At 42.2% G+C, this 23,225-nt stretch carries 18 protein-coding genes; 8 read left to right on the top strand and 10 right to left on the bottom strand.

All coding sequences use genetic code 11. The features are described from left to right. Window positions 1–139: 139 nt before the first annotated feature. The 3 genes from B9N78_RS17090 to B9N78_RS17100 are packed head-to-tail and all read left to right on the top strand — an operon-like array spanning window position 140 to window position 2,657. Window positions 140–1,099, top strand: a complete 960-nt coding sequence (locus B9N78_RS17090; protein ID WP_425429865.1) for a GGDEF domain-containing response regulator — start codon at window positions 140–142, stop codon at window positions 1,097–1,099. Next, the gene (gene xerC / locus B9N78_RS17095) at window positions 1,074–2,036 is read left to right on the top strand and encodes a tyrosine recombinase XerC (protein ID WP_085104545.1); all 963 of its coding nucleotides are present in this window, start codon (window positions 1,074–1,076) and stop codon (window positions 2,034–2,036) included. The genes B9N78_RS17090 and xerC overlap by 26 nt, the downstream gene beginning before the upstream one ends. A gap of 60 nt (window positions 2,037–2,096) precedes the next feature. Then, window positions 2,097–2,657, top strand: coding sequence for a hypothetical protein (locus tag B9N78_RS17100; protein ID WP_245805583.1), 561 nt, complete (start codon window positions 2,097–2,099; stop codon window positions 2,655–2,657). A gap of 71 nt (window positions 2,658–2,728) precedes the next feature. Here B9N78_RS17100 and B9N78_RS17105 read toward each other — a convergent pair whose 3' ends face one another. The 5 genes from B9N78_RS17105 to B9N78_RS17125 form a co-directional block, all read right to left on the bottom strand. Then, window positions 2,729–3,808 (bottom strand): NAD(P)H-dependent flavin oxidoreductase, encoded by a 1,080-nt coding sequence (locus B9N78_RS17105; RefSeq protein ID WP_085104547.1) that lies wholly within the window; start codon window positions 3,806–3,808, stop codon window positions 2,729–2,731. A 238-nt stretch (window positions 3,809–4,046) separates the two neighbouring features. Further along, window positions 4,047–5,237, bottom strand: coding sequence for an L-2-hydroxyglutarate oxidase (gene lhgO, locus B9N78_RS17110; RefSeq protein ID WP_085104549.1), 1,191 nt, complete (start codon window positions 5,235–5,237; stop codon window positions 4,047–4,049). An 11-nt stretch (window positions 5,238–5,248) separates the two neighbouring features. After that, window positions 5,249–8,164, bottom strand: coding sequence for a PD-(D/E)XK nuclease family protein (locus B9N78_RS17115; protein ID WP_085104551.1), 2,916 nt, complete (start codon window positions 8,162–8,164; stop codon window positions 5,249–5,251). Beyond that, a complete protein-coding gene (locus B9N78_RS17120; protein ID WP_085104553.1) occupies window positions 8,161–11,343 on the bottom strand; it encodes a UvrD-helicase domain-containing protein in 3,183 nt (1,060 codons plus the stop codon). The genes B9N78_RS17115 and B9N78_RS17120 overlap by 4 nt, the downstream gene beginning before the upstream one ends. Window positions 11,344–11,372: 29 nt before the next feature. Continuing rightward, a complete protein-coding gene (locus B9N78_RS17125) occupies window positions 11,373–12,275 on the bottom strand; it encodes a DMT family transporter (RefSeq protein ID WP_085104555.1) in 903 nt (300 codons plus the stop codon). Window positions 12,276–12,427: 152 nt separating this feature from the next. Between B9N78_RS17125 and B9N78_RS17130 the strand changes: the two genes are divergently transcribed. Then, on the top strand, window positions 12,428–13,273 hold the full coding sequence (locus B9N78_RS17130; protein WP_085104557.1) for an RluA family pseudouridine synthase: 846 nt from the start codon (window positions 12,428–12,430) through the stop codon (window positions 13,271–13,273). Between the two features lie 94 nt (window positions 13,274–13,367). On the opposite strand, the gene B9N78_RS17135 is transcribed toward B9N78_RS17130, so the two are convergent. Further along, window positions 13,368–14,189, bottom strand: a complete 822-nt coding sequence (locus tag B9N78_RS17135) for a hypothetical protein (RefSeq protein ID WP_085104559.1) — start codon at window positions 14,187–14,189, stop codon at window positions 13,368–13,370. Window positions 14,190–14,322: 133 nt separating this feature from the next. Beyond that, window positions 14,323–15,936 carry a signal recognition particle-docking protein FtsY gene (gene ftsY / locus B9N78_RS17140; protein WP_085104560.1) on the bottom strand — a complete coding sequence of 538 codons (1,614 nt, stop codon included), beginning with the start codon at window positions 15,934–15,936 and terminating at the stop codon, window positions 14,323–14,325. Between the two features lie 231 nt (window positions 15,937–16,167). Between ftsY and asnS the strand changes: the two genes are divergently transcribed. From asnS to B9N78_RS17155, 3 genes are read left to right on the top strand one after another with little or no spacing between them, the layout of a single operon-like run. Next, the gene (gene asnS, locus B9N78_RS17145) at window positions 16,168–17,559 is read left to right on the top strand and encodes an asparagine--tRNA ligase (protein WP_085104562.1); all 1,392 of its coding nucleotides are present in this window, start codon (window positions 16,168–16,170) and stop codon (window positions 17,557–17,559) included. A gap of 33 nt (window positions 17,560–17,592) precedes the next feature. Further along, on the top strand, window positions 17,593–18,495 hold the full coding sequence (locus tag B9N78_RS17150; RefSeq protein WP_137982574.1) for a helix-turn-helix domain-containing protein: 903 nt from the start codon (window positions 17,593–17,595) through the stop codon (window positions 18,493–18,495). Between the two features lie 59 nt (window positions 18,496–18,554). Next, window positions 18,555–19,433: an SMP-30/gluconolactonase/LRE family protein gene (locus tag B9N78_RS17155; RefSeq protein ID WP_085104566.1), complete on the top strand. Its 879-nt coding sequence runs from the start codon at window positions 18,555–18,557 to the stop codon at window positions 19,431–19,433. A gap of 70 nt (window positions 19,434–19,503) precedes the next feature. Here the strand turns inward: B9N78_RS17155 and B9N78_RS17160 are convergent, their stop codons facing one another. Together B9N78_RS17160 and B9N78_RS17165 are read right to left on the bottom strand one after the other, a co-directional pair. Further along, window positions 19,504–19,962 (bottom strand): AraC family transcriptional regulator, encoded by a 459-nt coding sequence (locus B9N78_RS17160; RefSeq protein ID WP_085104568.1) that lies wholly within the window; start codon window positions 19,960–19,962, stop codon window positions 19,504–19,506. Window positions 19,963–19,990: 28 nt separating this feature from the next. Further along, window positions 19,991–20,884: an AraC family transcriptional regulator gene (locus B9N78_RS17165; RefSeq protein ID WP_085104570.1), complete on the bottom strand. Its 894-nt coding sequence runs from the start codon at window positions 20,882–20,884 to the stop codon at window positions 19,991–19,993. Between the two features lie 237 nt (window positions 20,885–21,121). Here B9N78_RS17165 and B9N78_RS17170 point away from each other — a divergent pair, with 237 nt between their 5' ends. Further along, window positions 21,122–21,733 (top strand): lipid-binding SYLF domain-containing protein, encoded by a 612-nt coding sequence (locus B9N78_RS17170; RefSeq protein ID WP_245805584.1) that lies wholly within the window; start codon window positions 21,122–21,124, stop codon window positions 21,731–21,733. Window position 21,734: 1 nt separating this feature from the next. Here B9N78_RS17170 and B9N78_RS17175 read toward each other — a convergent pair whose 3' ends face one another. Beyond that, the gene (locus B9N78_RS17175; RefSeq protein ID WP_085104574.1) at window positions 21,735–22,790 is read right to left on the bottom strand and encodes an FUSC family protein; all 1,056 of its coding nucleotides are present in this window, start codon (window positions 22,788–22,790) and stop codon (window positions 21,735–21,737) included. Between the last annotated feature and the right edge of the window lie 435 nt (window positions 22,791–23,225).

The following is a 23,225-nucleotide window of genomic DNA, read 5'->3' on the forward strand; positions in this document are numbered from 1 at the left end:
CAATAACTTTAACCTGAATTCTTATTGCTATGATTGTTTTGTATCCATAATATTGGCCGTAATATTCTGTTTTAATGTACCGTTATACAGTTCTGCTTTGACGAAGCTTGCCAGTGATGCTAATCGTAACCCAATGGACATGAATAATAATCAAGGTCTTGTGAACCAGACTAAACATAGATGTATTCTGGTTTCTCCGGATAATAATCTAAAAGAACTGCTTGAGTCTATTTGGCCGAAAGAAGTTCTTGAGTTTACTTATTATGATCAAGCACGTGGAGCCATTGATGATATTTTCAACAATCCTCCAGAGTTACTTATTGTAGATAACAGGGTTACGGATGTTTCGGCTTCAGAAGTTGCACGGCTTGTTAAAAGCGAAAATGTTTACCGGCAGCTTCCGGTTGTTATTTGTCTTGATGAGAAAGATCTTGAAACTCCTTGGGACTGGGATGAAATCGAGGTTGATGATTTCATTATCCGTCCTTTTTTTATGCCCATTGTGCGGGAAAGAATTAATTTAACTTTTTCCAGATCACTGCGAGCTCTTGATGCAAATCCTCTCTCAAAACTTCCTGGAAACACTTCAATAATTAATAAGATTCAAACTCTTATAGAAAAGAAACAGGATTTTGCATTAGCTTATTGTGATTTAGATTATTTTAAATCATTTAATGACAAGTATGGGTTTTCCCGCGGGGATGAAGTATTAAGCATGACTGCGCGGATAATCGTAAATACTGTTCGCGGTTTTGTCGGGGAACAGACTTTTGTCGGGCACGTCGGCGGTGATGACTTTGTTGTAATCACTTCTCCGGATATTGTTGAGGAAGCCTGCAAGCGGATTATTTTTTCTTTCGACGGTATTGTTCCTAATTTTTATGATCTTGAAGACCGCAAAAGTAAATCTATTGTTTCTGTTGATAGACAGGGGGTAGTGCAGACTTTTCCACTGATGGCTATTTCTATAGCAGTTGTTTTTAATATTGATGGTCAACTCAAACATTTCGGAGAAGCCTCCGCCATAGCAATGGGGCTTAAGAAAAAAGCTAAGGAAAATCCAAAGAGTAATTATGTCCTCGACCGCCGGAACACATAATGTAATGCCTGAACCTGTTCAGATCTTTTTCACTCATATGGAGATTGAAAAAGGATGTTCTAAAGCTACATTACGGTCATATGAAAAAGATTTAGTTCAATTCGAAGAATTCCTTTCCACTCGCTCAGAGTCGCTTTCAAACCCTGAAAAAATTTCAGTAGATCATATCCGAAGTTTTCTGGCGAAACTTCACGGGCGTAAGCTTGCTAAAAGTTCCCTTTCACGGAAACTTTCTACACTTCGATCATTTTTCAAATACATGGTACGCCACCGTTTTATTGCCAACGATCCCATGTCCGGAATACGAAATCCTAAACAGGAAATCAGACAGCCGCGTTCATTGAATGTTGATCAGGCTGTTAATCTTCTTGATTCAAAATGCGGGGTCGAACCGCAGGATAAGCGTGATCTGGCTATTGCCGAACTTTTGTACGGCTCGGGATTACGGGTAAGTGAAGCTGTTTCACTCGGCATTTATGATGTTGATACTTCATCCGGGCTTGTCCGGGTAACAGGGAAGGGTAACAAAGAACGTCTTTCACCGCTCAGTGACACTGCCCGCGAGGCTCTTGATTCATATCTTGCCGTCCGGGAAGAGCTTGGTCCTGCCATTGAAGAGACTGCACTTTTTATAGCGAATCGGGGCGGACGCATTAATCGAAGGCAGGTCAATCGGATTCTTTTGCGCATGGCCGAAGAAGCTGGATTGTACGGGGGAGTACATCCTCATATGTTGCGTCATAGTTTTGCCTCGCACATGTTGCAGTCCGGAGCGGATATGCGTTCCGTGCAGGAATTGCTGGGTCATGAAAATCTTACTACTACTCAGCGGTATACTCATTTGAATTTACAGCATATTATGAATGTTTATGATAAAGCTCATCCTCTATCCGAAAGTGGCGCAGTCAGTAATAAACAAGGTGAAAATGATGATTAAGTTACTTATTTTAACAATTAGATGTATATAATTAAAATTATCAACTTTGGAGGATGATCTATGAAAAAGCAGACAGCAGCCGTGGTTACAAACGCAATTGCGGATAATAGTGAAGCGGCTAGGAATGCAGCTCTTTTTGAAATTCGCAGTTTAAAGAAAGATCTTGCTCAGCTTGAAAAGGAACTTTCGTCTAAGAAAAATGAAAGTATCGACCCTGCTTTTGATCTGATCCACAGTGCTTTTGAAATTTTCCGTTATACACAGGTGATAGCAGAAAATGTAAAATTGACTGAACAGATTGATGAAGTTCTTGAAAAAACTTCATATAAGGATTTTCTTGATTCAAAGGGGGCTAGGATATTAAAAAAGCCTGAGGGATGGCACTGGATTTCGCCCGCAGGTGAAATGCACTTTTTGGGAGCCGGATCTGAAACTCAGACTGCAGCAGAAAAGCTTGAGTCTATAATTTCAAATCGCAAGAAGCCTGCTAAAAAGAAAGTTGTTGTTAAAAATGATGCGCCTAAAGCTGAGACTGATACCGTAAAAGTTGATGATCCAGCTGCTTCGAAACCAATTGCCGACGACAGTACAAAAGATCCGAAAAAAAGTAAGACAAAATAGTTTTAGACATAGCTTAGGCAAAAAAAAGGCGTTCCAAATGGAACGCCTTTTTTTGATTTATTACTTGGTCCTTATGCCGTGCAAGCCTCTTCAAATTCAGAGCTGAGTTCAGCAATTAATTCTTTAACAGAGATTATCTTTTTAGCTCTGTATGCATTTGCGCCTGCGAAAGCAAAACCGTATTTCAGTTTTCCGCGCTGTGCGTTGATCAGTGCGGAAGCAATGCAATATGGAGCTGTTTCAACATTACAGGTTTTAAGGCATTTAAAGCTACATTTAAAAGGAGTTTTTTTACCTTCAGTAACTTCTTCGAGGAACTCATTTTTAAGAGCTCTTCCCGGTAGTCCTACAGGGCTTTGAATTACTGTCATATCATCTTCAGAAGCATCAATATAAGCCTGCTTGAATTTTTCGTCCGCGTCACATTCGTGAGTTGTTACGAATCTTGTTCCAAGCTGTACTCCTGATGCACCCATTTTAATGTACTTACAAATGTCTTCTCCGGTATAGACTCCACCGGCAGCAATAACCGGGATTGTTTTACCTGTTTTTTCTTCAAATACTTTAACAGCATCAAGAACTTCAGGTAGAATTGAGTCTAGCGCAAAATCAGGATCATCAAGCTGATCGCGGTGGAATCCAAGATGACCGCCTGCTTTAGGTCCTTCAACGACAAATGCGTCTGGAACATAGTCGAACTTGGACATCCACTTTTTGCAGATGATAGAAGCCGCTCTTCCAGAAGAAACGATTGGCACTAATTTAGTCTTAGCACCGTCAACAAGGTACTTAGGAAGATCCAACGGAAGGCCTGCACCGGAAAAAATAATATCAACACCTTCTTTAACGGAGGTTGATACCTGCGCAGCGAAATCAGTCAGAGCAACCATGATGTTGACTCCAATGATGCCGGAAGTCTTAGCTTTTGCTTTTCTGATCTCATCAGCTAAAGCTTCGCTTTGGGCCTCTGGTGTGCTTTTGTTTGGTTTTGAGCTGGTAAGGCCGATCATTGCTGCTGCAATAACGCCTATTCCGCCTTCTTCAGCTACAGCTGAAGCTAAACCTGAAAGAGATATCCCTACACCCATTCCACCTTGGATAATGGGTACTCTGGCAACTAGGTCGCCTATTTTAAGTTGGGGAAGCTTCATTTGTAAGTTCTCCTATATGTATTTACTAAACTACTTGAAAAATTAAAGATAATACAAAATATTCTGTATTAATGTACTGTTATAAAATCTTTAAAAGCTATTTTGAACTATTCTAACTAGAGTATAGTGCGAGCAAAGTTTTTTCCTGTATGAGCGTTTAAGTCAAGTGTTTTTTACTTTAGAATCTATGGAAAACTATGTAATAATTTTGGTCTTTTCATGTAACTTGTAACATTCTCTACTGTATGTATTTATCAACGATCATTTCTGCAAAAAACATGGATCCTGTGAATGCCGGAGAAATTGCATTAAGTACGTGTACACTTTTGTTGTCACTTTCAATTAGAAAATCCATGACAAGTTCGTTACGTTTTATATCTACAAGTTGAGGGCGGATTCCGACTTTAGGGGTGCTCTCAATATCATCAGGATTTAATTCTTTGACTAATTCTTTTGCATCGTTAAAAAAACATTTGAAGAAATATTTGCGCGGTTCTTCAAAGGCTATGGAGCGGAATTTTTGGTTCTTCATAAAAAGGACCGCATCCCTTAATATAATACTGAAAGCTTCACTGTCCAGTCCTGCTAAGATGCCGTAATTTTCTCTGCCGAAAGCCGGAATTGCCGTAGGCCCAAGATAAACATCCCCGGTCGCACTTCTGGTAAAGTGTATGCCGAGAAACGGGTTTTTAATATTGGGGACAGGATAAATACTTCCTTTAATTATATCAGCCTTATTCTTTTTAAGTTTTTTGTAAATTCCTTTGAAAGGAATGAGCTGGTAGCCTTCGCCGAAGCCGAAAGGTCTGGCAACCTGATCACTGTATGCTCCTGCGGCGTTAATAAACAGGCCGCAACTGATTTCACCTTTGTCTGTAACAATTATATTGTTCTTTCTTGCTGTGATAAAACTTGTGCCGAGCATAAAAGTGACTTTACCGCTTTGCAATAGATCATTGTAGAGTGACTTCATTACTGCGCGCGGGTCAACAACCGCCGTATAGTGTGAAAAAAGAGCTTCTTTACATGTTTTTGCATTCGGCTCTATCTGTGAAAGTCTCTCTTCGTCTATCAGTTCAACTTTTGCTCCGTTAGCTGTGGCTCTGGCATACAGCTCATGCAAAGTAGAAATTTCTGATTCGTTTTTTGCAACAATTACTTTGCCGGTTTCGAGCAACGGTAATCCTTTCTCTTTGCAGTAAGCCTTCATTTTAAAATTACCTGAAAGGCATGACTGAGCGCGCAAACTTCCCGGAGCGTAATATATACCGGCATGCAATACGCCGCTGTTACGACCTGAAGCGTGTTTTGCCACTTCGTCTTCTTTATCGATAATGAGAATATCCTTATGTCCTCTGGCAAGCAGTTCACGTGCCAAGGTTAATCCTACTATGCCTGCTCCGCATATCATTATTTCAGTAGTCTTCATCTAATTATTACTTATGCTCCGCATGCTTCTCGGTATGAACACCAACTGCACTGCGCTGAACGAATTGCTTTAAATTGCGGTTCACAGATCATATTTTTAATAAGAAATGTTGAGAGCGCAGGTATTTTTGTGCCGATAATATCGATTCTTTCTTCTTCATCTGTTTTTGAATCAAATAAGAATTTTTCCTGACCCTCTTTTACAAGTTCAACAAGCGCAGCTTGATGAGGCATTACTGATGAGGTGTGGTGATCCATCAATAAATATAGGGGAAGCTGAAGGCTGTTCGCACTTGATTTAATTTTTTCAAGAAAATCTGCTGAGTCGTACTGCAAGCTTTGCTGTTCTTCAAGTATTGGATTCCAAATTTCAGAATTTTCCCAAAAAGATTTGCGGGGCATATGTAACTGCCCTGTTTTATAGTCGATAACATAGCGGCTGTCGTTACGACTATCAACCCTGTCGATTCGGCCGTGAATTTTTACTGCGTAATTATCATAACCATCCAGATTAAGAATTGCCTGCGCGCTTGTTTCCAGGGCTACTATTTTTGTCTGCCCAATATTGTTAAGAAATAAAGTAAGTCTGTTTTTACCTGCGTATTCAAGTGACTTTTTAATATCATATGGCAGATTCAGGTAAAGTGAATCGCGTTCAAGCCTCATCATAAAAAGTTCACTTAATTCATTGAAGTTTAAATCTTTGCCGCAGATTTCATTGCCGAGTTGCGGTGTTAAAAAATCTTTCAGCACTGAATGGATAAGTTCGCCGAATCCGGCGCGATCTCCGTCCAAGTCAACTGTTGCAGTTTCCCTTACGTTTGAGAGGTAGCGGAAAAAGAAAAGCTTGGGGCAAGTGACATAGCAATCCATGGCTGAAGGTGAAAGCCCTTTATGTTTAAGCATGTCTTCAAGCTTTGCGGCCACAGGCTCTTTCGCAATGGCGACGGGGACATTAAGTATTGCCCCGACTGGAAAGTTGATTGCTTTTAAAGGAAAATTCTCACTGGGAGTGATTATTCTTTTTTCTTTTTGTTCGATTTTCCAGAGGAGTTGTTCAACAAAGCGGCTGCGTACACTTTTTGAATCAAGCAGGCCGGGCTGAACACCGCTTTGATAGAAGATGCATGATTCTTCACTACCCATAATGAGTCTGTAAAAGTTATAGCTGGCAACACTTTCGCGTTCATGTGAATCCGGGAGATCAAGTAGATGTCTTAACTGGTCCGGTAAAAGCGGATCATACGGGTCAGTGCCCGGTATTTTTTCGTCTACCGTGTCAAGAATGAATGTACGTTTGAAGTTAAGCAATCTGCTTTCGAGCATACCGAGTACCTGCATGCTGGAAATCGGGTCCGGCTCAAAGGATACCCGCTGTGAGGAAAGGAGCTGTCTGAATATGGAAAAGGATAAAGATTGACCGAAATCTTCTTCACTGATGGAGCTTTCGCGAAGTTCGGGAATAACTTCGTTCATCAACCTGAACAAACATTCTGAGTCCAGCAGGTAGCGTTGCCATAAAGTTCCGCCGCGTAAGCGAAGCATTTCCGCCATATGCTGTAAGCTGTCAGCAAGCTCCTCCAGTGTTGTGATTTTTGCAAAGCCGTCAATGCAAAGGTTTACAACTTCTGCCCGGAGTTCTTCTGTCGTTTCAGAATTATCAACAAGGTTGCCGTTTTCATCGCAGTAAACCGGAATAAAATCATTTGGATCGGCATAAGGAGAACCGGATCTGAGCAGTGTTTCCCATTGATGAAAAATAGTTCTAAGCGGCTGATCGCCGTTAATCTCAAGCATTTTTAAATAAGGATGCCTGATCAATGCTAAAAGGTCTTTCCAGTAGTAGGTCGCACCGTTTTTATTTTCCTGAAGTTTTAGAATTGCTTCCAGCAGACCGTTCAGGGCAGATCGTTCAAGCGGATAGCCCATACTTATATTGATGTCGTGTTCCGGTAGATGATGCATTACCGGCAGCAGTAATGATGTGTCCGGCAGAACAACGGCGCATCCGTCATATGATCCGGTTGAAAGTTCTTCGCGCATGGCGCACAGCTGCGAGTGGCGGTCAAATCCCTCAAAGAATTTAAGCTCCGGCAGATCGCAACTTCCTTCGGTGTTGTCATCTGAGACCGCTTCGGCTCGCCAGTTACTCAGCCAGTTGTAGTGCTCTTTTACCGCAAAATGTCCCTTCTCGCGCAGGGCTAAAGCCGGGTCACTGTGCCAGATTACCCGCAAACCTAAATTGTCCCAAAGGTGATGGAAAAATTTATCTTCAACGCCGCTTAGTCCGTAAAATCCTGCCAGATATAATTTTTTACCTGCTAAAATATTATCCAGCTTATCTAAATTCTGAGACAGATTGCGGCTTTCAAGGCCACCGGTTGACCAGCCCCGTCTTTCAAGTGCTTCAACATATTTAACAAAAATTATTTCTATTTCTTCGAGCAAAGCGGCCGCCCAGTCGAGAACTTCTCCTTGCAGCATGGATAGATTGCGAGGCACAATATCCTGCCTGAGCATTTCCTCAAGCAGAGATGCAAGTCTGGTCCCCCACGGGAAAAACTTTTGCAGGTCAACGGGCAATTTCGCCAGTAAGCCTGTAGATTCAGTGCGAAGTCCTTCTATTATATGAAAGAGTAAACCTACTTGGTCCAGCTTACCGATTCTGCGCGGAAAAGATCCCGTAAGTTTCGGCATAAGTGAGCTTACAAACTCTGAAAAAGAATAAATCTCAGGCAGAATGCAAGGTTTCGGCAGATTTTCCGACGCGGCAAGAGCTTTTTTTAAATATCTGGCAGGCCGCTGGTGAGGAACGATAACAATTGTATTACTCAAGTCGCCGTCGGATTCATCTATTAAGATAGAACTGAAATTTTCGATAAAATCTTTTTTCCACGAAATAATGCTGAAAGGTGAGCGGGTGGTCATATCAGAACCTCCCGTGTGAACTGGCCATCTAGGTAGACAAGGAGTCCACGTAATTCTTTTTGATTTCCGTACATTTCTTTCAGCAATCTTAAATACCTTTTAACTTGTTTTTCATTCTCAGGCGAAGGGGAGCCTGTTTTATATTCAACCACCAATGCGCGGTTTTCTTCCAGCAGAAGCAGGTCCGCGCGGTGTGTTTCGCCTTTGCTGTCCATAATGGCAACTTCAGGTCTCCCGCGTTCAATGGCCGCGCGAACATCTTCAACGGATATGGCCCAGCTTGTCATGGCTGCGACTTCGGGGATGATAGTCTCGCGCTCATCCGCAATGGCGGGAAATTGTGCAAAGGCGGCTTCGGTGCTCCGCATACAATCACCGCTGTCATCACCTGTTAGAATAAGATTTTCCATAGCCTTATGCGCAAGTTCTCCGCGCATTCTGGCATCATAGGAATAGTCTTCTAAATTATGGCGATAGACTCTAAGCCTTGGCAGCCAAGCCATAAGCTCCGGTGATTGCAGGGAGGAATAGTCGGGAGCGATTAAATTCTCTGTTATTTCTTGCGTAGGTTTATTTTCTTGCAAAGATTCATCAATTGAAGGTTCCGTCCTTATCGGCGCGGTTCCATGCTCCAGCAGTCCTAGATCATTAAAACGTCCATCAAGGATAGTTTCAATTGCGGAAAGTGCGGGAGTTACGCTTTTAACTTTTTCCGACGGCAGGAATCCGTATAATTCATCTCCGGCTCTGGTCCATGCTACATATAATAAATTGAGCTGTTCCGTGAACATGCGCGTACGGTTTTCATAATAAGTTTCGCCTAAAGCACTGCTCATCGGAGTCAGCATTACTTTTCCGTCCACTTCAATGTCCGTGAAAGTTGTATCTGATCCTGATACCGCCCAGTTATGGAAAGGCACAATAATGACCGGAAATTCCAGCCCTTTTGATTTGTGGATGGTCATAATACGTACGGCATTTACGGATTCAGGGAGAGGTACTTTTTCCTCTGCGGACGAAAGTTCCCAGAAATCTAGGAACGCCGCCAGCGATGTTCCGCGTTTTTCTTCCGCCAAATGAACAACTTCCAAAAATCTGCGAATATAAAGTTCATCCTGAGGATTGCTTTCAATAATTTTGAACCGCGCGACCATTTCGCTTGCAAGGTCGTACGGAGTCATAAGACCAGATTTACGCAGGAACGGCGAAATATGGTACTTCCAGAAGTCGGGAAATTTTTCAGAAAAGCGGCGGTAGAGTGATCCTTTATCTCGTGAACCAAGCCAGCTTACAATTTCATCATTTGATATGGCTGAAATGCGTTGAAAAACTTCCTTGCCGCAAATAAACTCCAGAAAAGCGAGATCGTCCTGCGGGTAATCCAGAAATTTAAGCAGTGATACAATCTGGCGAACTACAGGATGTCGATCAAGCTGAAGACTGTTTTCGGTGATTACCGGAATTTCTTTTTCCACCAGCCAGTCACATACGAGCTGGGCATGTCCGTTGGAACGGACAAGGACGCATATATCCTTGAATTCTCTGCGAGGACAAAGTTCATCTATTAAAAGATCAAAATTGCGTTTTGTTTCAGCTTCAATTTCAGATGAAGTTTCGGCAAACAGTTTTTGCAGTCTTACATATCCACCTGAACGGGGCTGGTTTGGTGGAAGCTTCTGCGATGCACCTTCAAAGGATGAAGCAATCTTTTCAGCAAGTTCTGTCTGCTGATCTTCCGGTCCGTTGGGGTAAAGAATTTCTGCCAGATCGGTTGCTACATCGTAGTCGGCAAGAGCATCGAAGAATGAGTTGTTGAACTCTATAACTTTTTCAAGACTGCGCCAGTTGTAATCAAGGTGGCCGGGAGTAAACTCTGTCAGTGTGGCAAGTTCCGGTTCGTCGGCTATTTCATCAAAAAGTTCAGATCTTCCGCCTCGCCAGCTGTAGATGGCCTGTTTTACATCACCAACATAGAACAGACTTCCGTTCTTGGATAAACATTCTACAGCTAGAGGAATCATAGCGTGCCATTGCTCAAGGCTGGTGTCCTGAAATTCGTCTACTAGTAAATGATGCAGTCTCGACCCCATGCGGCAGAAGGCATCAGGGAGTGCTTCACCGCTTTGCAAAACATACGAAGCGACTCGTGGAAGTGATGAACTAAGCAGCATTCCGTGCAGTGACTGGTATTCTATAATGTCATCGCGGATTTCTTCAACGATTCTGACAAACGGGGCAAGAGCATATGCTCCGCGCAAAATCATGGCCTGATCACGGTAAAGAACGTGAGCTTTTTTCAGATCATCATAAATTTTTTCATGTAATGAATTGATATCGCATTTAGACTTTTTGTTCACGCAATCCACAAAGCTTTCCTTTGTGACCATTGTCGATTCTTTAGGTTCCCCCATAAAATCGAGAGTTGCTGCGTGGTCCAGATATTTCAGCAGGTGACTTGAGGCTGCGATGCTTTCACTCTTTATTAATGAAGACATGGCGGAAACTGCTTTCATATATTTATCAAAATATCCTTGAAGCAATCCTGCTATTTCTTCCTGATCAGTAAGCCTTTCACCGGGGCATTCCAGAACATGCTCAAGAATTCTGATCAGCCTGAAACGCATTTGTTCAGCCAGCCAGAAACCCTGCTTGTTTTCTTTGATAACGAGGCTTTTAACAGCGTCATCCATTAACTTTTTACGATACTCGTCGCCTTCTTCACATTGGGACAAAAATTTATTGAAGTTAGGCTCAAAAAGTGTCGCTGGATCGAAAAGCAGTTCAAACTCAGGGCTTAAGCCTAGTTCAAGGGCGAAAATACGCACCAGTAGATTCAGCAGACTGTCGATGGTTCTGATGTTTAACCTGTTGTAACGCTGTAAAATCGGAGTAAGTTGACGTTTGGCTGCGCCGGGAGTCCAGTCACTGCCGAGTCCGTCACCTTTTATGTCCAGTGCTCTGTTTTTAAGAGAGCGCACGACCCGTTCTTTCATTTCAGCGGCGGCTTTATTGGTGAAGGTCACCGCCATTATTTCAGGCCAGCAATAGCCTTTAGCCTGTGATGATTTACAGACGGGAATTGAATCCTCTTCCTGCGATCCTGCAAGGAGGGATAAAAAGCGTGCAGTTAGTTCGTAGGTTTTACCGGAACCGGCGGAAGCTTTTACCTGTTTGAGCATATTTTTGAGAACCTTTTAAGCTGTTGAAATTATGTTGTCTCAGTTTGCGGGCTAAGTACGCGGGATGTGATTCTACCTTCCATTACAATAAGGAGCACCGCTGAAATGATGAGTAAGCTTCCGAAATACCCGGTCCAGTCGAAACTTTCATTCCACCACCACCACGCGAGCAGGGCGGCAACGACAGGTTCAAGCGTAGCAATGACAGATGCCGTTGTGGCTTCAAGCCATTTTAAACCTGCGTAATAAACAGTGTATGCACCGTAGGTACAAACTATTGCAAGTGTGATAATACATATCCATGAAGTCGGGGTTTTGTGATGAAATTCGAAAAAAGGAAGCAATCCTAGCGCGCCGATCGGAAGGGCATAGAGAAAAATTGTAGGAGTTGAGTAGCGGGCGAAAAAAGTTTTTCCGAAAATATAATAAAGCGCGTATGTGAATCCGGAGGTCAGGCCGCATAAGAGTCCGAACCATGTGAAGGTTAATTCTTTTCCGGTTCCGAAAATTTGAGGCCCGAGTGATACGCATACAACTCCGAGAATTGTCATGGAGAGGGCGCATAGTTTAATCGGACCCATTTTTTCGCCGAGGAAAAGCCATGACATGAATGCAACCCATGCCGGAGCCGTGTAAAGAAGCACTGACGCAAGTGCTGCGCCAACTCCATGCACGGCTAATTGATAAGATCCGTAAAAAACGGTGACACCGACTATCCCGAAGCAGACGACAAAAGGGATGTCTTTAACAGCTATTTTAAGGGCACGCATACGGTATGCATGGACAGCGAAAAGTATCCATGCGATTAGAGCTCTCCAGAATGCGTTTTCCAGAGGCGGAATCCCCTGTTCAAGGGGGAATTTAGAAACAGGTCCGATGAGGCTCCACATGACTGCAGCTGTAAGTATTAGTATGCATCCTCGTAAGTTCACGTGTGGCCCTCGAATATTCTGGTTTGATTATTACGGAACAGCAGATTTATTAAAATTTACAGTTGGATTGAGTATCAGAGTTGTATGCTTTTTCCATTACATCGTCAAAGATCTATCGCAGGATAGAACCATATAAAGTCAGGAGATTAATTATGGATAATAAGAATTTAAAAGAATGTTCAAGAGTAGTTGCAACGGAAAATGATGAAGGATTGCGACTCGATAAATTTTTGATTGTTTTACTCCCTGAAACAGGTCTTCGTCAGCGCAGAAGGATTGTTGAAAACGGTCTGGTTTCTGTAAACGGACGGAGCGCAAAGCCGGGGCTTAAAATGTTTGTCGGAGCTGAAGTTGTTTTATATGAAAAAACTGACGCAGACAGCACCGAAAATCTTTTGCCGCATCTTACCATAATCAAAGAAACTGACGATTATGCCGCTGTCTTAAAACCGGCAGGGATGCATTCCGCTTCCATCGCCGGAAGTATGGAAAGTTCCGCGCAGGATTGTCTTGAAGAACTTTTCATGGAGAAAAATCCGATTTTAATTAACAGACTGGATTATTCAACTTCCGGAATACTGCTGGTAGCATTCGGACATGAACAGGCCCGTTTGTTTAAAGAGTATGAAGAAGAAGGAAAAGTTGAAAAAGAATATTACGCCAGAGTTCTGGGTAATCCTGATTCTGAGTTTGTTGTCAAAAAAGAGCTTGATACTGATTCCCGCACTGTAACCAAAGTGCTGGACGACGGCTCTGACAGACTCCGCTGGAGCTACGTTGACCGTATGGCCGACTTAGGCAACGGCGTATCCTTGGTTAAAGTCAGAATCGCAAAGGGCGCGCGTCATCAGATCAGAGCACATCTTGCTTCCGCAGGATTCCCGATTGTGGGTGATGATGTTTACGGACAGGCTTCTGCCGGTGAAAAAATGTATCTGCACAATCACCTGATTTCGTTTGAAGGATTCAGAGCTGAGTGTGAGCCTGATTGGGATTAAGTTTCGCGGGTTATATATTATGAACGAGAAATCCCCCTTGGAGCTGTGCTTCAAGGGGGATTTCTCTGTTTGAGTGAACAAGTAATATATAGTATTATTTTACTATAGTGATTTTTTCCGTAGGTATTTGAATTTTTACAAATTTACCTTTTGATGTTTTGAATTCTATATAAGATTGAGTTCCAATATTAGTCAACAGAACCGTAGAGTTTTTAACTAAGAGGTCTGAGCTTGTCGCCAATTCGTCAAAAAGAATAGTCTGATTTTTAAAAATATTTTTGTAGTGCCTGTTCACAATTAGTATTGGCTCTTCAACTCTGATACCAATTTTGCAAAGAGTGTTGTTTACTAATACGGTTAACGTTGGAGGCATTAGTAATGGGAGTAAAAATATTGGTAATAAGAAGTATCTATTTTGATAATATTTTTCGACCCAATCAAAAGAGTATAAACAATAAATTATAAGAGCTATTATGAATGTAAAAAAACATAAAATATTATAATCTGAATCGTGTTTTGACATATTGCTTAAATATAATATCCTGTATGCAATAAAAGAAAATGTATATAATGAATAGTTGAAGCGCTCTTTTATCTTCTTGCTTTTTGTAATTTTTGTTATGGAGATAAGTATGATGTCTAGTGGAAGTAATAGAGCAAAGAAAAAAACAGCAACAAGAAATAGGTAGTATACGATAAATAAAAATGAGGTGAAGCATAATAAAAAATATTCTCCAAGAAGTAACTCTACGGGAAAATGGCGAATGCTAATGAAATATATTGTAAAAATTAGAGCTCCAAGAAAAAGAAAAATACCAAATATTTGTTTAAATATTTGGTAAGCGTTTGGGAATTTTGACTGGATAGTCCGTAGATCCTTAAGAAAAAGGTTAGGTTGTTCTTCTACAATGTTCATGTCTGCTCCATATTAATCGTAATAATTTGTAATCTACGTGTGTTGTAAGGTAAATGTTTTCTGTTTACTAAAAAATCCCGCCCAGCTCCTAAAAGCCAAACGGGATTTATATTCAAATCGTATATTCAATCTTCTACATCAATAAAGCCTTAGCAAAATCAGCACCGTTGAATGGGCGCAGATCTTCCATTTTTTCACCTAGTCCGATGAAGGTAATGGGGATTTTGTGTTGCATGGTCACGGCAATCATGATTCCGCCTTTTGCTGTTCCATCTAGCTTGGTGAGGATTAATTCATCCACCCCGATTGCTTCGTTGAAAAGCTTTGTCTGAGACATGGCGTTCTGTCCGGTTGTTGCGTCAATGACCAGAACACAGCGGTGCGGGGCTTCATCGTGTTTTTTACCTAAAACTCTTCTTATTTTAAGGAGTTCTTCCATCAGGTTGGTCTTGGTGTGCAGTCTTCCTGCTGTATCAAGAAGCATCAGGTCGTAGCCGTTTTTAACTGCGTAATCTATTGCTTCATACGCTACTGCGGCAGGGTCGGAGCCTTCTGCTTTTGCAAAGAATCCTGCTCCTACGCGTTTAGCCCAGATCTCAAGCTGTCCGATTGCTGCGGCGCGGAAAGTATCACCCGCAACGATTAGAACCTTGCGGCCCTGCATCTGTTCGCGGTGGGCGATCTTTGCAATGGTGGTGGTTTTACCGACACCGTTAACCCCGATCATCATTACAACTTCGGGCGGATTGTATGCTTTAATGCGCTTAGGAACTTTGAAAACTTCGTCCAGTTCTGCTCGCAGAAGATCTTTGAAATTTTCAGGATTTGTTTCACCGCTGTTGCGTATTCTGGCTTTCATGCGGCTCACCAACTCGGAAGTTGCTTCAAAGCCTACATCTGCCATGATTAGAATTTCTTCAAATTCTTCCCAGAAATTGTCATCAAATGCGGAGTGACTTGAAAGAAGAGAATCAAGACGTTTGGTAATCTGTTCTCGTGTTTTGGAAAGTCCTTCGGAAAGTTTAATGAAGAGACGGCTTCGTTCATCTTCTTCATCTTCAAGCTCAAGAGCCAGAGCCAGACGATACTGCAATTCAGAGCGAAATTCTTCGACATGTTCATAGTCCATGTCGCTTAGCCATTCTTTGAAGCGGGCGACGAAATCTTCAGCTTCTTTGGCCGGGGCTTCGAGTGCTTTCAGCAGAAAAGTAAGGCGCGCCCAGAGATCTTCTCCGGCAGTATCAATGCCGTCAAGAATGAGGTCAAGCCATACGGAAAGGCGTGGATCTGCCTGTTGCAGAGCTTTGGTAAGGTCACTCTGCCACTGCGGCTTGTCGGCATCCGGCTTGGCTTCTGTAGCCATGATCGGCTCAATTATTCTTGCCTTACCGTCTTTTAGCTTAGCGGAAGTTTCTATTTCTGGTTGGGGATCAGGGGCAGGTTTAGGAGTCGCAACAGTTTCAGATACTGGGGCGGAAACAGGTTCCGGCACAGGAGTTGTTTCTGGCGTTGATGTGGCTTCTACCTTGGGTTCAGGCTTAGAATCTTGCGTAGCCGCAGGTTTTTGTGCAACTGCTTTTGTCAGTTCAACTGTTTCTCTTTGGATAGGAGCTTCTTGTTGCGCAGAATCTTTCGGCGCAATTTCTTGGATCGGTTGTTCCTTATCGCCTAAATATTCTTTGAGAGCTTTTGCGGCTCTATCTTCCGGGCTGACCCATAGTTTTTTTACTTTAGAAAAAAATCCCATTGAAATCCCCTTTGAAATCTATTTTGAATTGCGGAAGATAGCGCAGTCGGAGCCGATACGCAACTATCTATAGGCTCTAACCTCCGTTGCGGCTATCAATATATCAGCTTATTTTTCAGTTCGCGAAGGTTTACCCTTTGTCATTCATCATTTATAGAGATCCACAAGTTTGTTGAAATTTACACGTCTTACATATACATCTGTGCGAAACGCAATTAATGGAGACTTTTTATGAAAAGAACATGCATAAAGGCAGCTTTGAATGCGGAAAGCCCCGTATCCGATATTCTTATTAAAGGATGGGTCCGCACTAAGCGTGACAGTAAAGGGTTTTCATTTCTGGAAGTAAACGATGGTTCCTGCATTACGAATATTCAGGTCATAATTGATCATACTCCTGAAATTGAAGCAGTGCTTGAACATATATATACCGGCGCATCTGTCAGCGTACTTGGAGAACTTATCGAATCTCCGGGTAAAGGGCAGAAATGGGAAGTCCGCGGTAAATCTATTGAGCTGCTCGGCGCAGCTGATCCGGAAACCTTTCCTCTCCAGAAGAAACGCCATTCTGACGAATTTTTAAGAACAATTGCTCATCTTCGTCCTCGTACAAATAAATTCGGAGCAATGTTCCGTATCCGTGCTGAACTTTCCTTTGCTGTGCATCAGTTTTTCCGCGATAAAGGCTTTTTTTATGTCCATACTCCCATTATCACCGGATCAGACTGTGAAGGTGCTGGAGAAATGTTCAGAGTAACATCTCTTGATCACGACTCACTCGCCAAACTCGGCAAAGCAGAGCAGGGCGCTAATGATTTCTTCGGTAAAGAATCTCACCTGACAGTTTCAGGACAGCTTTCTGCGGAAATGTATGCGCTTGCACTCGGCAGTGTTTATACTTTCGGCCCAACCTTCCGCGCTGAAAAATCAAACACTCCCCGCCACGCTGCGGAATTTTGGATGATTGAACCTGAGGTTGCGTTTGCAGATCTTGAAGATAATATGGATCTCAGTGAGGAGATGGTAAAATATCTCATCAATCATATCCTTGATAAATGCGCTGATGATATTGAGTTGTTTGCTAAGTTTGTTGATAAAACTTTGATGGATACTCTCAAAAATATCACAGAGAATACTTTTGAGCGTGTAGCTTACACTGATGCAATCGAGCTTTTGAAAAAGTGCAAAAAGGCTGATAAATTTGAATTTAAGCCTGAATACGGTCTTGATCTGCAAACTGAGCATGAAAGATATCTCACCGAAGAGCATTTCAAGAAGCCTGTAATTGTTTATGACTATCCTGTTGAAATTAAGCCTTTTTATATGCGCCTTAATGATGACGGTAAAACAGTTGCCGCCATGGATTTACTTGTCCCTAGAATCGGTGAACTTATCGGCGGTTCTCAGCGTGAAGAAAGACTTGATGTGCTTGAACGCAGAATAACTGAAATGGGAATGGAAACAGAAGATTACTGGTGGTATCTGGACAGCCGTCGTTTCGGAACCGCGCCTCATGCCGGATTCGGAATGGGATTTGAGCGCATGCTTATGATGATCACCGGAGTTACCAATATACGTGACGTAATACCTTTCCCGAGAACTCCCAAGAGTCTTGAATTCTAAAAATTAACTTACCGATATTAATAGGGGCCGCATGTGCGGCCCTTTTGTAATTTTATGCTTACTATTCCACGTCATATCAAGTCTTCAACTGACATCCCGAGTATTTTTCTGGATGGACTTACTCTTGTCCAGTACCAAAGACGCAGTTCTGATTTTAAACATGAAATTTGCGTATCCCAGCATTCGCTGGTTTTTATTCTTGAGGGAACCAAGTTAATCCATTCCGCTTCCGGTGATATCAAGCTTGGAAAAGGGGAAGCGTTTTTTATCCGCAAGGGATGCCATATAATGTCTGAAATGGTTCCTGAAGCAGGCGGTGTGTTTAATACTATTCTCTTCTTTTTTAATGATTCAATGTTCAATGAATTTGTAGATTCATTGAACATTGAAGGTTCTCCAAGTAATTCTGAAGTTCCTTCTGTCTTTAAAGTGGCGAGAAGTGAACCTATAGAGATATATCTGTCGTCTATTGCTCCTCTTTTCGGGACACCTCTTGCGCGTGATGAGCAGTTCCTTCGCCTCAAAGTGCGTGAGCTTCTTCATTATATATGTGCGTCTGAAGGAAACGAAGCCTTTATTAATTTTTTATATTCCTGCCGTAATGAAATGAAGAGCGATCTAGCTTCGACCATGGAACGGTACTTCAACAAAAATATCAGTTTAGAAGATATGGCGGAGCTTTCCGGGCGGAGTCTATCAACATTTAAGCGCGAATTTCAAAAATTATTCGGAACCACTCCTGCACGATGGATTCGTGACCGCAGGCTTGCATGGTCCGCGCAGTTGATACGCAATTCTGCTAAAAGTATCTCTGAAATATCTTATGAATCCGGATATGAAAGCCTTTCTCACTTCAGCAGTCTCTTCCGTAAAAATTACGGTATAACTCCTCGCGAATACCGATCTGGACTTAAATCATCAAAATCTGAACTTTAAACGAGAGTCAGTGTGCTTTTTTTTCTATAGCTTACTTCAAAACAACCAAGGAGGAAGTTATGAAAAGATATGTAATGACTTTTGTATGTCTTATGCTGGCAATGCAGCTCGGTGCATGTTCAGCAAAGAGCATGAAGGTAGAAGGATTCTCATCGCCGGAAAGTGTTATAACTGATGGTACTTATTTTTATGTTTCCAATGTCGGTAAGGAACTTAAGCCGATGGATAAGGATGGCGACGGGTTTATTTCCCGTTTGTCTGCCAAGGGCAAAATTATGGATAGGCAGTTTATAAGCGGCCTTGATGCTCCCAAAGGAATGACTGTTAATAACGGTATCCTTTATGTGGCGGATATTGATAAAGTTAAAGGCTTTTCAGTTTCTAATGGAAAGCAGGTTTTTGACCTTGATTTCTCTGCGCAGGGAACATCACTCCTTAACGATATGACTGTTGTTGATGATAATACCCTGCTGGTATCGTCAACTGACGTCGGAGCCGTGTATGAAATATTACTTAAACCAGTCCCGACATTACGAAAAATCGACTCAAATGTTGATCTTGTCGCAGCTAACGGTATTTATTTTGAGCGTGAAACAGGAACATTGTATGTAGCTGCTTACGGCAGCAATAATAAATCCAATGGTTTTATTGGAAAAGGTAAGCTTGAGAGCGGCAAGCTGGATTTTAAGAAAATATATACTGTCGGGGGATTGTATGACGGCATAGCCGTAAATGATGGAAAAGTGTATTTTTCTGACTGGGTTACTTATGAGAAAAAAGGTGTTCTTAAAGAATTTGATTTAGCATCAGGTAAAACACTTACACTTGATTTATCCGAAAAAATCGGCGGACCTGCTGATTTTTATATGGATAAGGATAGTAAAATGTTGTGGATTCCCATGATGATGGAAAACTCTTTGTTAATTACTCCGTATTAATGAACCCAAGTTTAACATTCCTGATAAAGTTATCCCCCTTCTATATATAGAAGGGGGATTTTTAGTGATGCTATTTTATAGGCAAAAGCAGTAAGGTCACTAGATGTTCAGGGGCAGTGGCATGAGGATCGTTAAGATACTGCTCAAAACCTGGGCCGCCTGCGCATTCTTCATTACTTTCCTGCAACCATTTTGCAAGTTCTGTCCAGCTCTCGGTAAGTTTGTCATAAGGCCCAAGGTGTGCTGTTACGGCATATCTGCCGCTTTTAACTTCTTTGATTTTAACATCACCGACGGTGGGAACTTCTTTATCTATTGTGATGCATGCTTCTGATCGCAAGTTTTCAGCAGGGGTTTTCATAGGGTCGTCGTAGTAAATTCCAAATGATTTTGTCCTTTCTGTAAACAGCCCGTGTTCTCCGGCCCAAGAGGCAAGCTTCATCCATGCAACTTCCACTTCCTGATATGGTCCTACATGTTCAACATAAGCCAGTTTCATAGTATCAAGAGTCCAGATTTTAACGTCCATTTTATGCTCCGTTAAGTTAGGTGTTATATTAAAAAATGCCTAAATAGATTTCAGTTATCAGTTCTTCCGGAGAAGTGTCCTCAGGTGCATTTATATATTTCTCAAAATACGGGGTATCGTTTCTGAGTTGATATTTGCTTGCTGGAAGCCATTTACCATAAAGTTCTTTGCATGCTTCTTCAAGTCCGTCATATGGTCCGTAGTGAGTTCCTACGGCGTACTTTCCTCCGGGAACGGTTTGAATTCCTATTTCGCCTTCCGGCAGAATATTACCGGGGATGCTCATGCACGCGTCATATCTGATTTTACATGCTGGAGTTACTGACGGAGAGTCATAACACAGTCCCAGAAATTCTGTCTGATTACTTAAAAGTCCTTTTGGACCTGCCCATCCGCAAAGTTTATTCCATGCCTTGTCTACCTCAAAATATGATCCGATATGGCGGACAAAAGCTACTGACGTCTCTTCTCGTTCGCATATTTCAACTTTTAAGGTTAGCGGCGAATCGTTTATTCTAAGTTTTCCAGCTGAAATGTCTGGAAAGTAGTGAATTCCGCTGTTAACAGGAGGCGCGGCAACTTCTCGTGATTTAAGCCTGTAATCGCTGGGAGGCAGTTTAAACATTTTTTTAAATGCCCGGCTGAACGTTTCTGGAGATTCATATTGAGCGTCAAGGCTGATATTAATAATGGAGTCATTCTCATAGCAAAGTTTATATGCGGCTTTCTCAAGTCTTAAGCGGCGGATATGTTCTTTTAAGCTTTCACCGATCATACCTTTAAATATACGGTGAAAGTGAATTACTGAAAAGCATGCAGCTTCAGCCAGTTCTTCCGGTGGAAGTTCGCGGTCCAGATTTCTCTGAATAAACAATAGAACTTCCATCATTCTTTCGTTGTATGGTTTCAATATGTTCGACATTGATATCTCTTAATATTTCCATGTAAGGTAGTGCATGACATTTTTTATCATTTTGAAATAGACGTAAGTGGAGGCTATATTGTCTTTAAAGTAAAGTAGATATTCGGGTTGCTGAATCACTGAGTATAGGTTTAATCTAAGATTATGAATAAGTTTAAACAAGTCATAGTTTGTGCTGCTGCCGTTATGCTTTTAGCATCATGTAATTCTGTTAAAAAAATTACCGGCAGCCCATGTGTGAGTAATTCCACTACGAGTTCGCAGATAATTGTGGATTCTGCCGCGTGCGCAGTCCGGCAGATGAAGCACGAACTGGATGGTCCGACGATTGATTACCTGCTTGAGATTTCAAGAGCAGTGTTTATTTTCCCGGATGTGTACAAGCTGGCATTTATGATAGGCGCAGAGGGCGGGACGGGGGTGCTGTGTGCAAAGGACAGCACCGGTTTCTGGAACGGTCCGGCCTTTTATTCAATGGCAGGTGTAGATATCGGGCTTCAAGGAGGAGTGGCAGGTAAGACTGTGATGATCTTCCTTATGGACGACGAAGCCTTGGAATCGGCCATGGCCGGGAAGATAGATTTATCCCTTGGAGCTGATCTGGCCATCGGTGATCTAAGCGGGCAAAGTCATCGGGGCAGTTTTGATGTGGACGGAAACATCTTTCCACTCGTTTACCAAGCAGGAGCATTTGCAGGAGTTTCGTACCGTACAGGGGCTCTTATGGTCGGCAACGAAAGAAATAAAACTTATTACGGGAAGCCTGTCAGCGTGAAGGAACTGCTTATGACTCATGAGCATGACAAGCCGGAGGCTGATATTCTTCTTAATGCGCTTGTCGGATTATAGATTAGTTCTCGCTTAGAGCTTCCATAACTTTTTTGCGCTGTCTGGTATATTGGAGCAGGTCTTTACATATGAACTGTGCGCTGTGGTAAAAAGCGAAGAATTGTACCATCTTCTGAAGGTAAAAGCGTCTGGTGACTCCTTCATTACGCAAACTTTGCAGTCTGTCTTGCGCTGCATCGAATGCGTTTTGCAAAGCGTCTTCGTCAGGAGTTTCCCCGGCACTGATAGCTCGCATTGATTCAGCTGTAACCTTAGAAAGAGTTCTAAGCTCATCTCTCATTATAATTTCGTATCCCTCACCCTGAACATTATTAAGTGCGTGGAGCATTGCCCGCATGTGGGATGCACCTTTTTCTAGGGTGGATACTTTTAAACCAAGCAAATCTGTATCTTCTACATATAAGAGCCTCTCATGTCGCATCACTTTCAAATATGTTTCGCGGTTAAGAAGAATTTTACTGTTAAAAGAATCAAGCAGTTCCGGATCAACACTTGTCTGCATGTTTAAAAAGCTTTCCATCAGGTTTTCGTAGTGGTCAGCACATTCTGAAAATTGGCTGCAAAGACTATCTTTTAAAGCTTCAGCCGCTCTTAAGGGCCAAATCAGAACGCTGACTAGAAACGCACTGGCAACTCCGACAGTGATTTCCAGGACTCGGAACAGTCCGTATTCAATACGATGAGCTTCTCCTAAACTTGCAAGTGTGACGATAGTGGTTGTGATGGCGGCCATGCGGTAGCGATCGTTGTATCTTGTCATATAAGCACAGAAGGCTGATGAAACGAAAAGAGATAAAAGCGTCATCGAAGGAGTTTCGGGAAATATTACTATACAGATGATACCTATTGCTGCGCCGATGGCTGTTCCTGAAAATCTGTACCAGCACATTTTGATAGAGTCGGCCACGTTGATTTGCATTACGATTACGGCAGATAACGCTGCCCAGTAACCATAACTAAGGTGGAAAAGGTTTGCTACGGAATAAGCCATGACTGCGGCAATACCGGTTTTTACACCATGTTTAAGATGGGGAGACTGTGATTGGGGAGTGAACATTATTTTAAGGGGCCTTAGATATGATTGAATTGTTTGAGTAGTTGATTTGGTACGAGTCAATAATAAGCTCGCGCTTCGTGTACAATCATTATGTATATCAAAACCGGCAAAAGCAAGTGTGAGTAATGACTATTTCAAAATAAGTGCACAAAGTGGCTGACAGTGGTATTGTAGCATAATGAATTTAAATAAATTTAAGTTAATTATATCAATGGTTAATTGTATTTGAGCCTTCTCTTTCTTTATTGGATATCCACAATAATTCAAAAACCTGTTGACTGTTTGGAGTGATTTACATAGAACCTCTTTCTCGGGTCGGCAACGGCTGAACGCCACAGCTCTTCCCGGGATTTTTTTTGACTGACCGGTCACAAAACGGTTGACATTGAGACGGTGATTATATAGTTTCCGACTCCGCGCTGCCGAAAGGGGCGT

It is taken from the genome of Desulfovibrio gilichinskyi (assembly GCF_900177375.1).
Lineage (GTDB): Bacteria > Desulfobacterota > Desulfovibrionia > Desulfovibrionales > Desulfovibrionaceae > Maridesulfovibrio > Maridesulfovibrio gilichinskyi.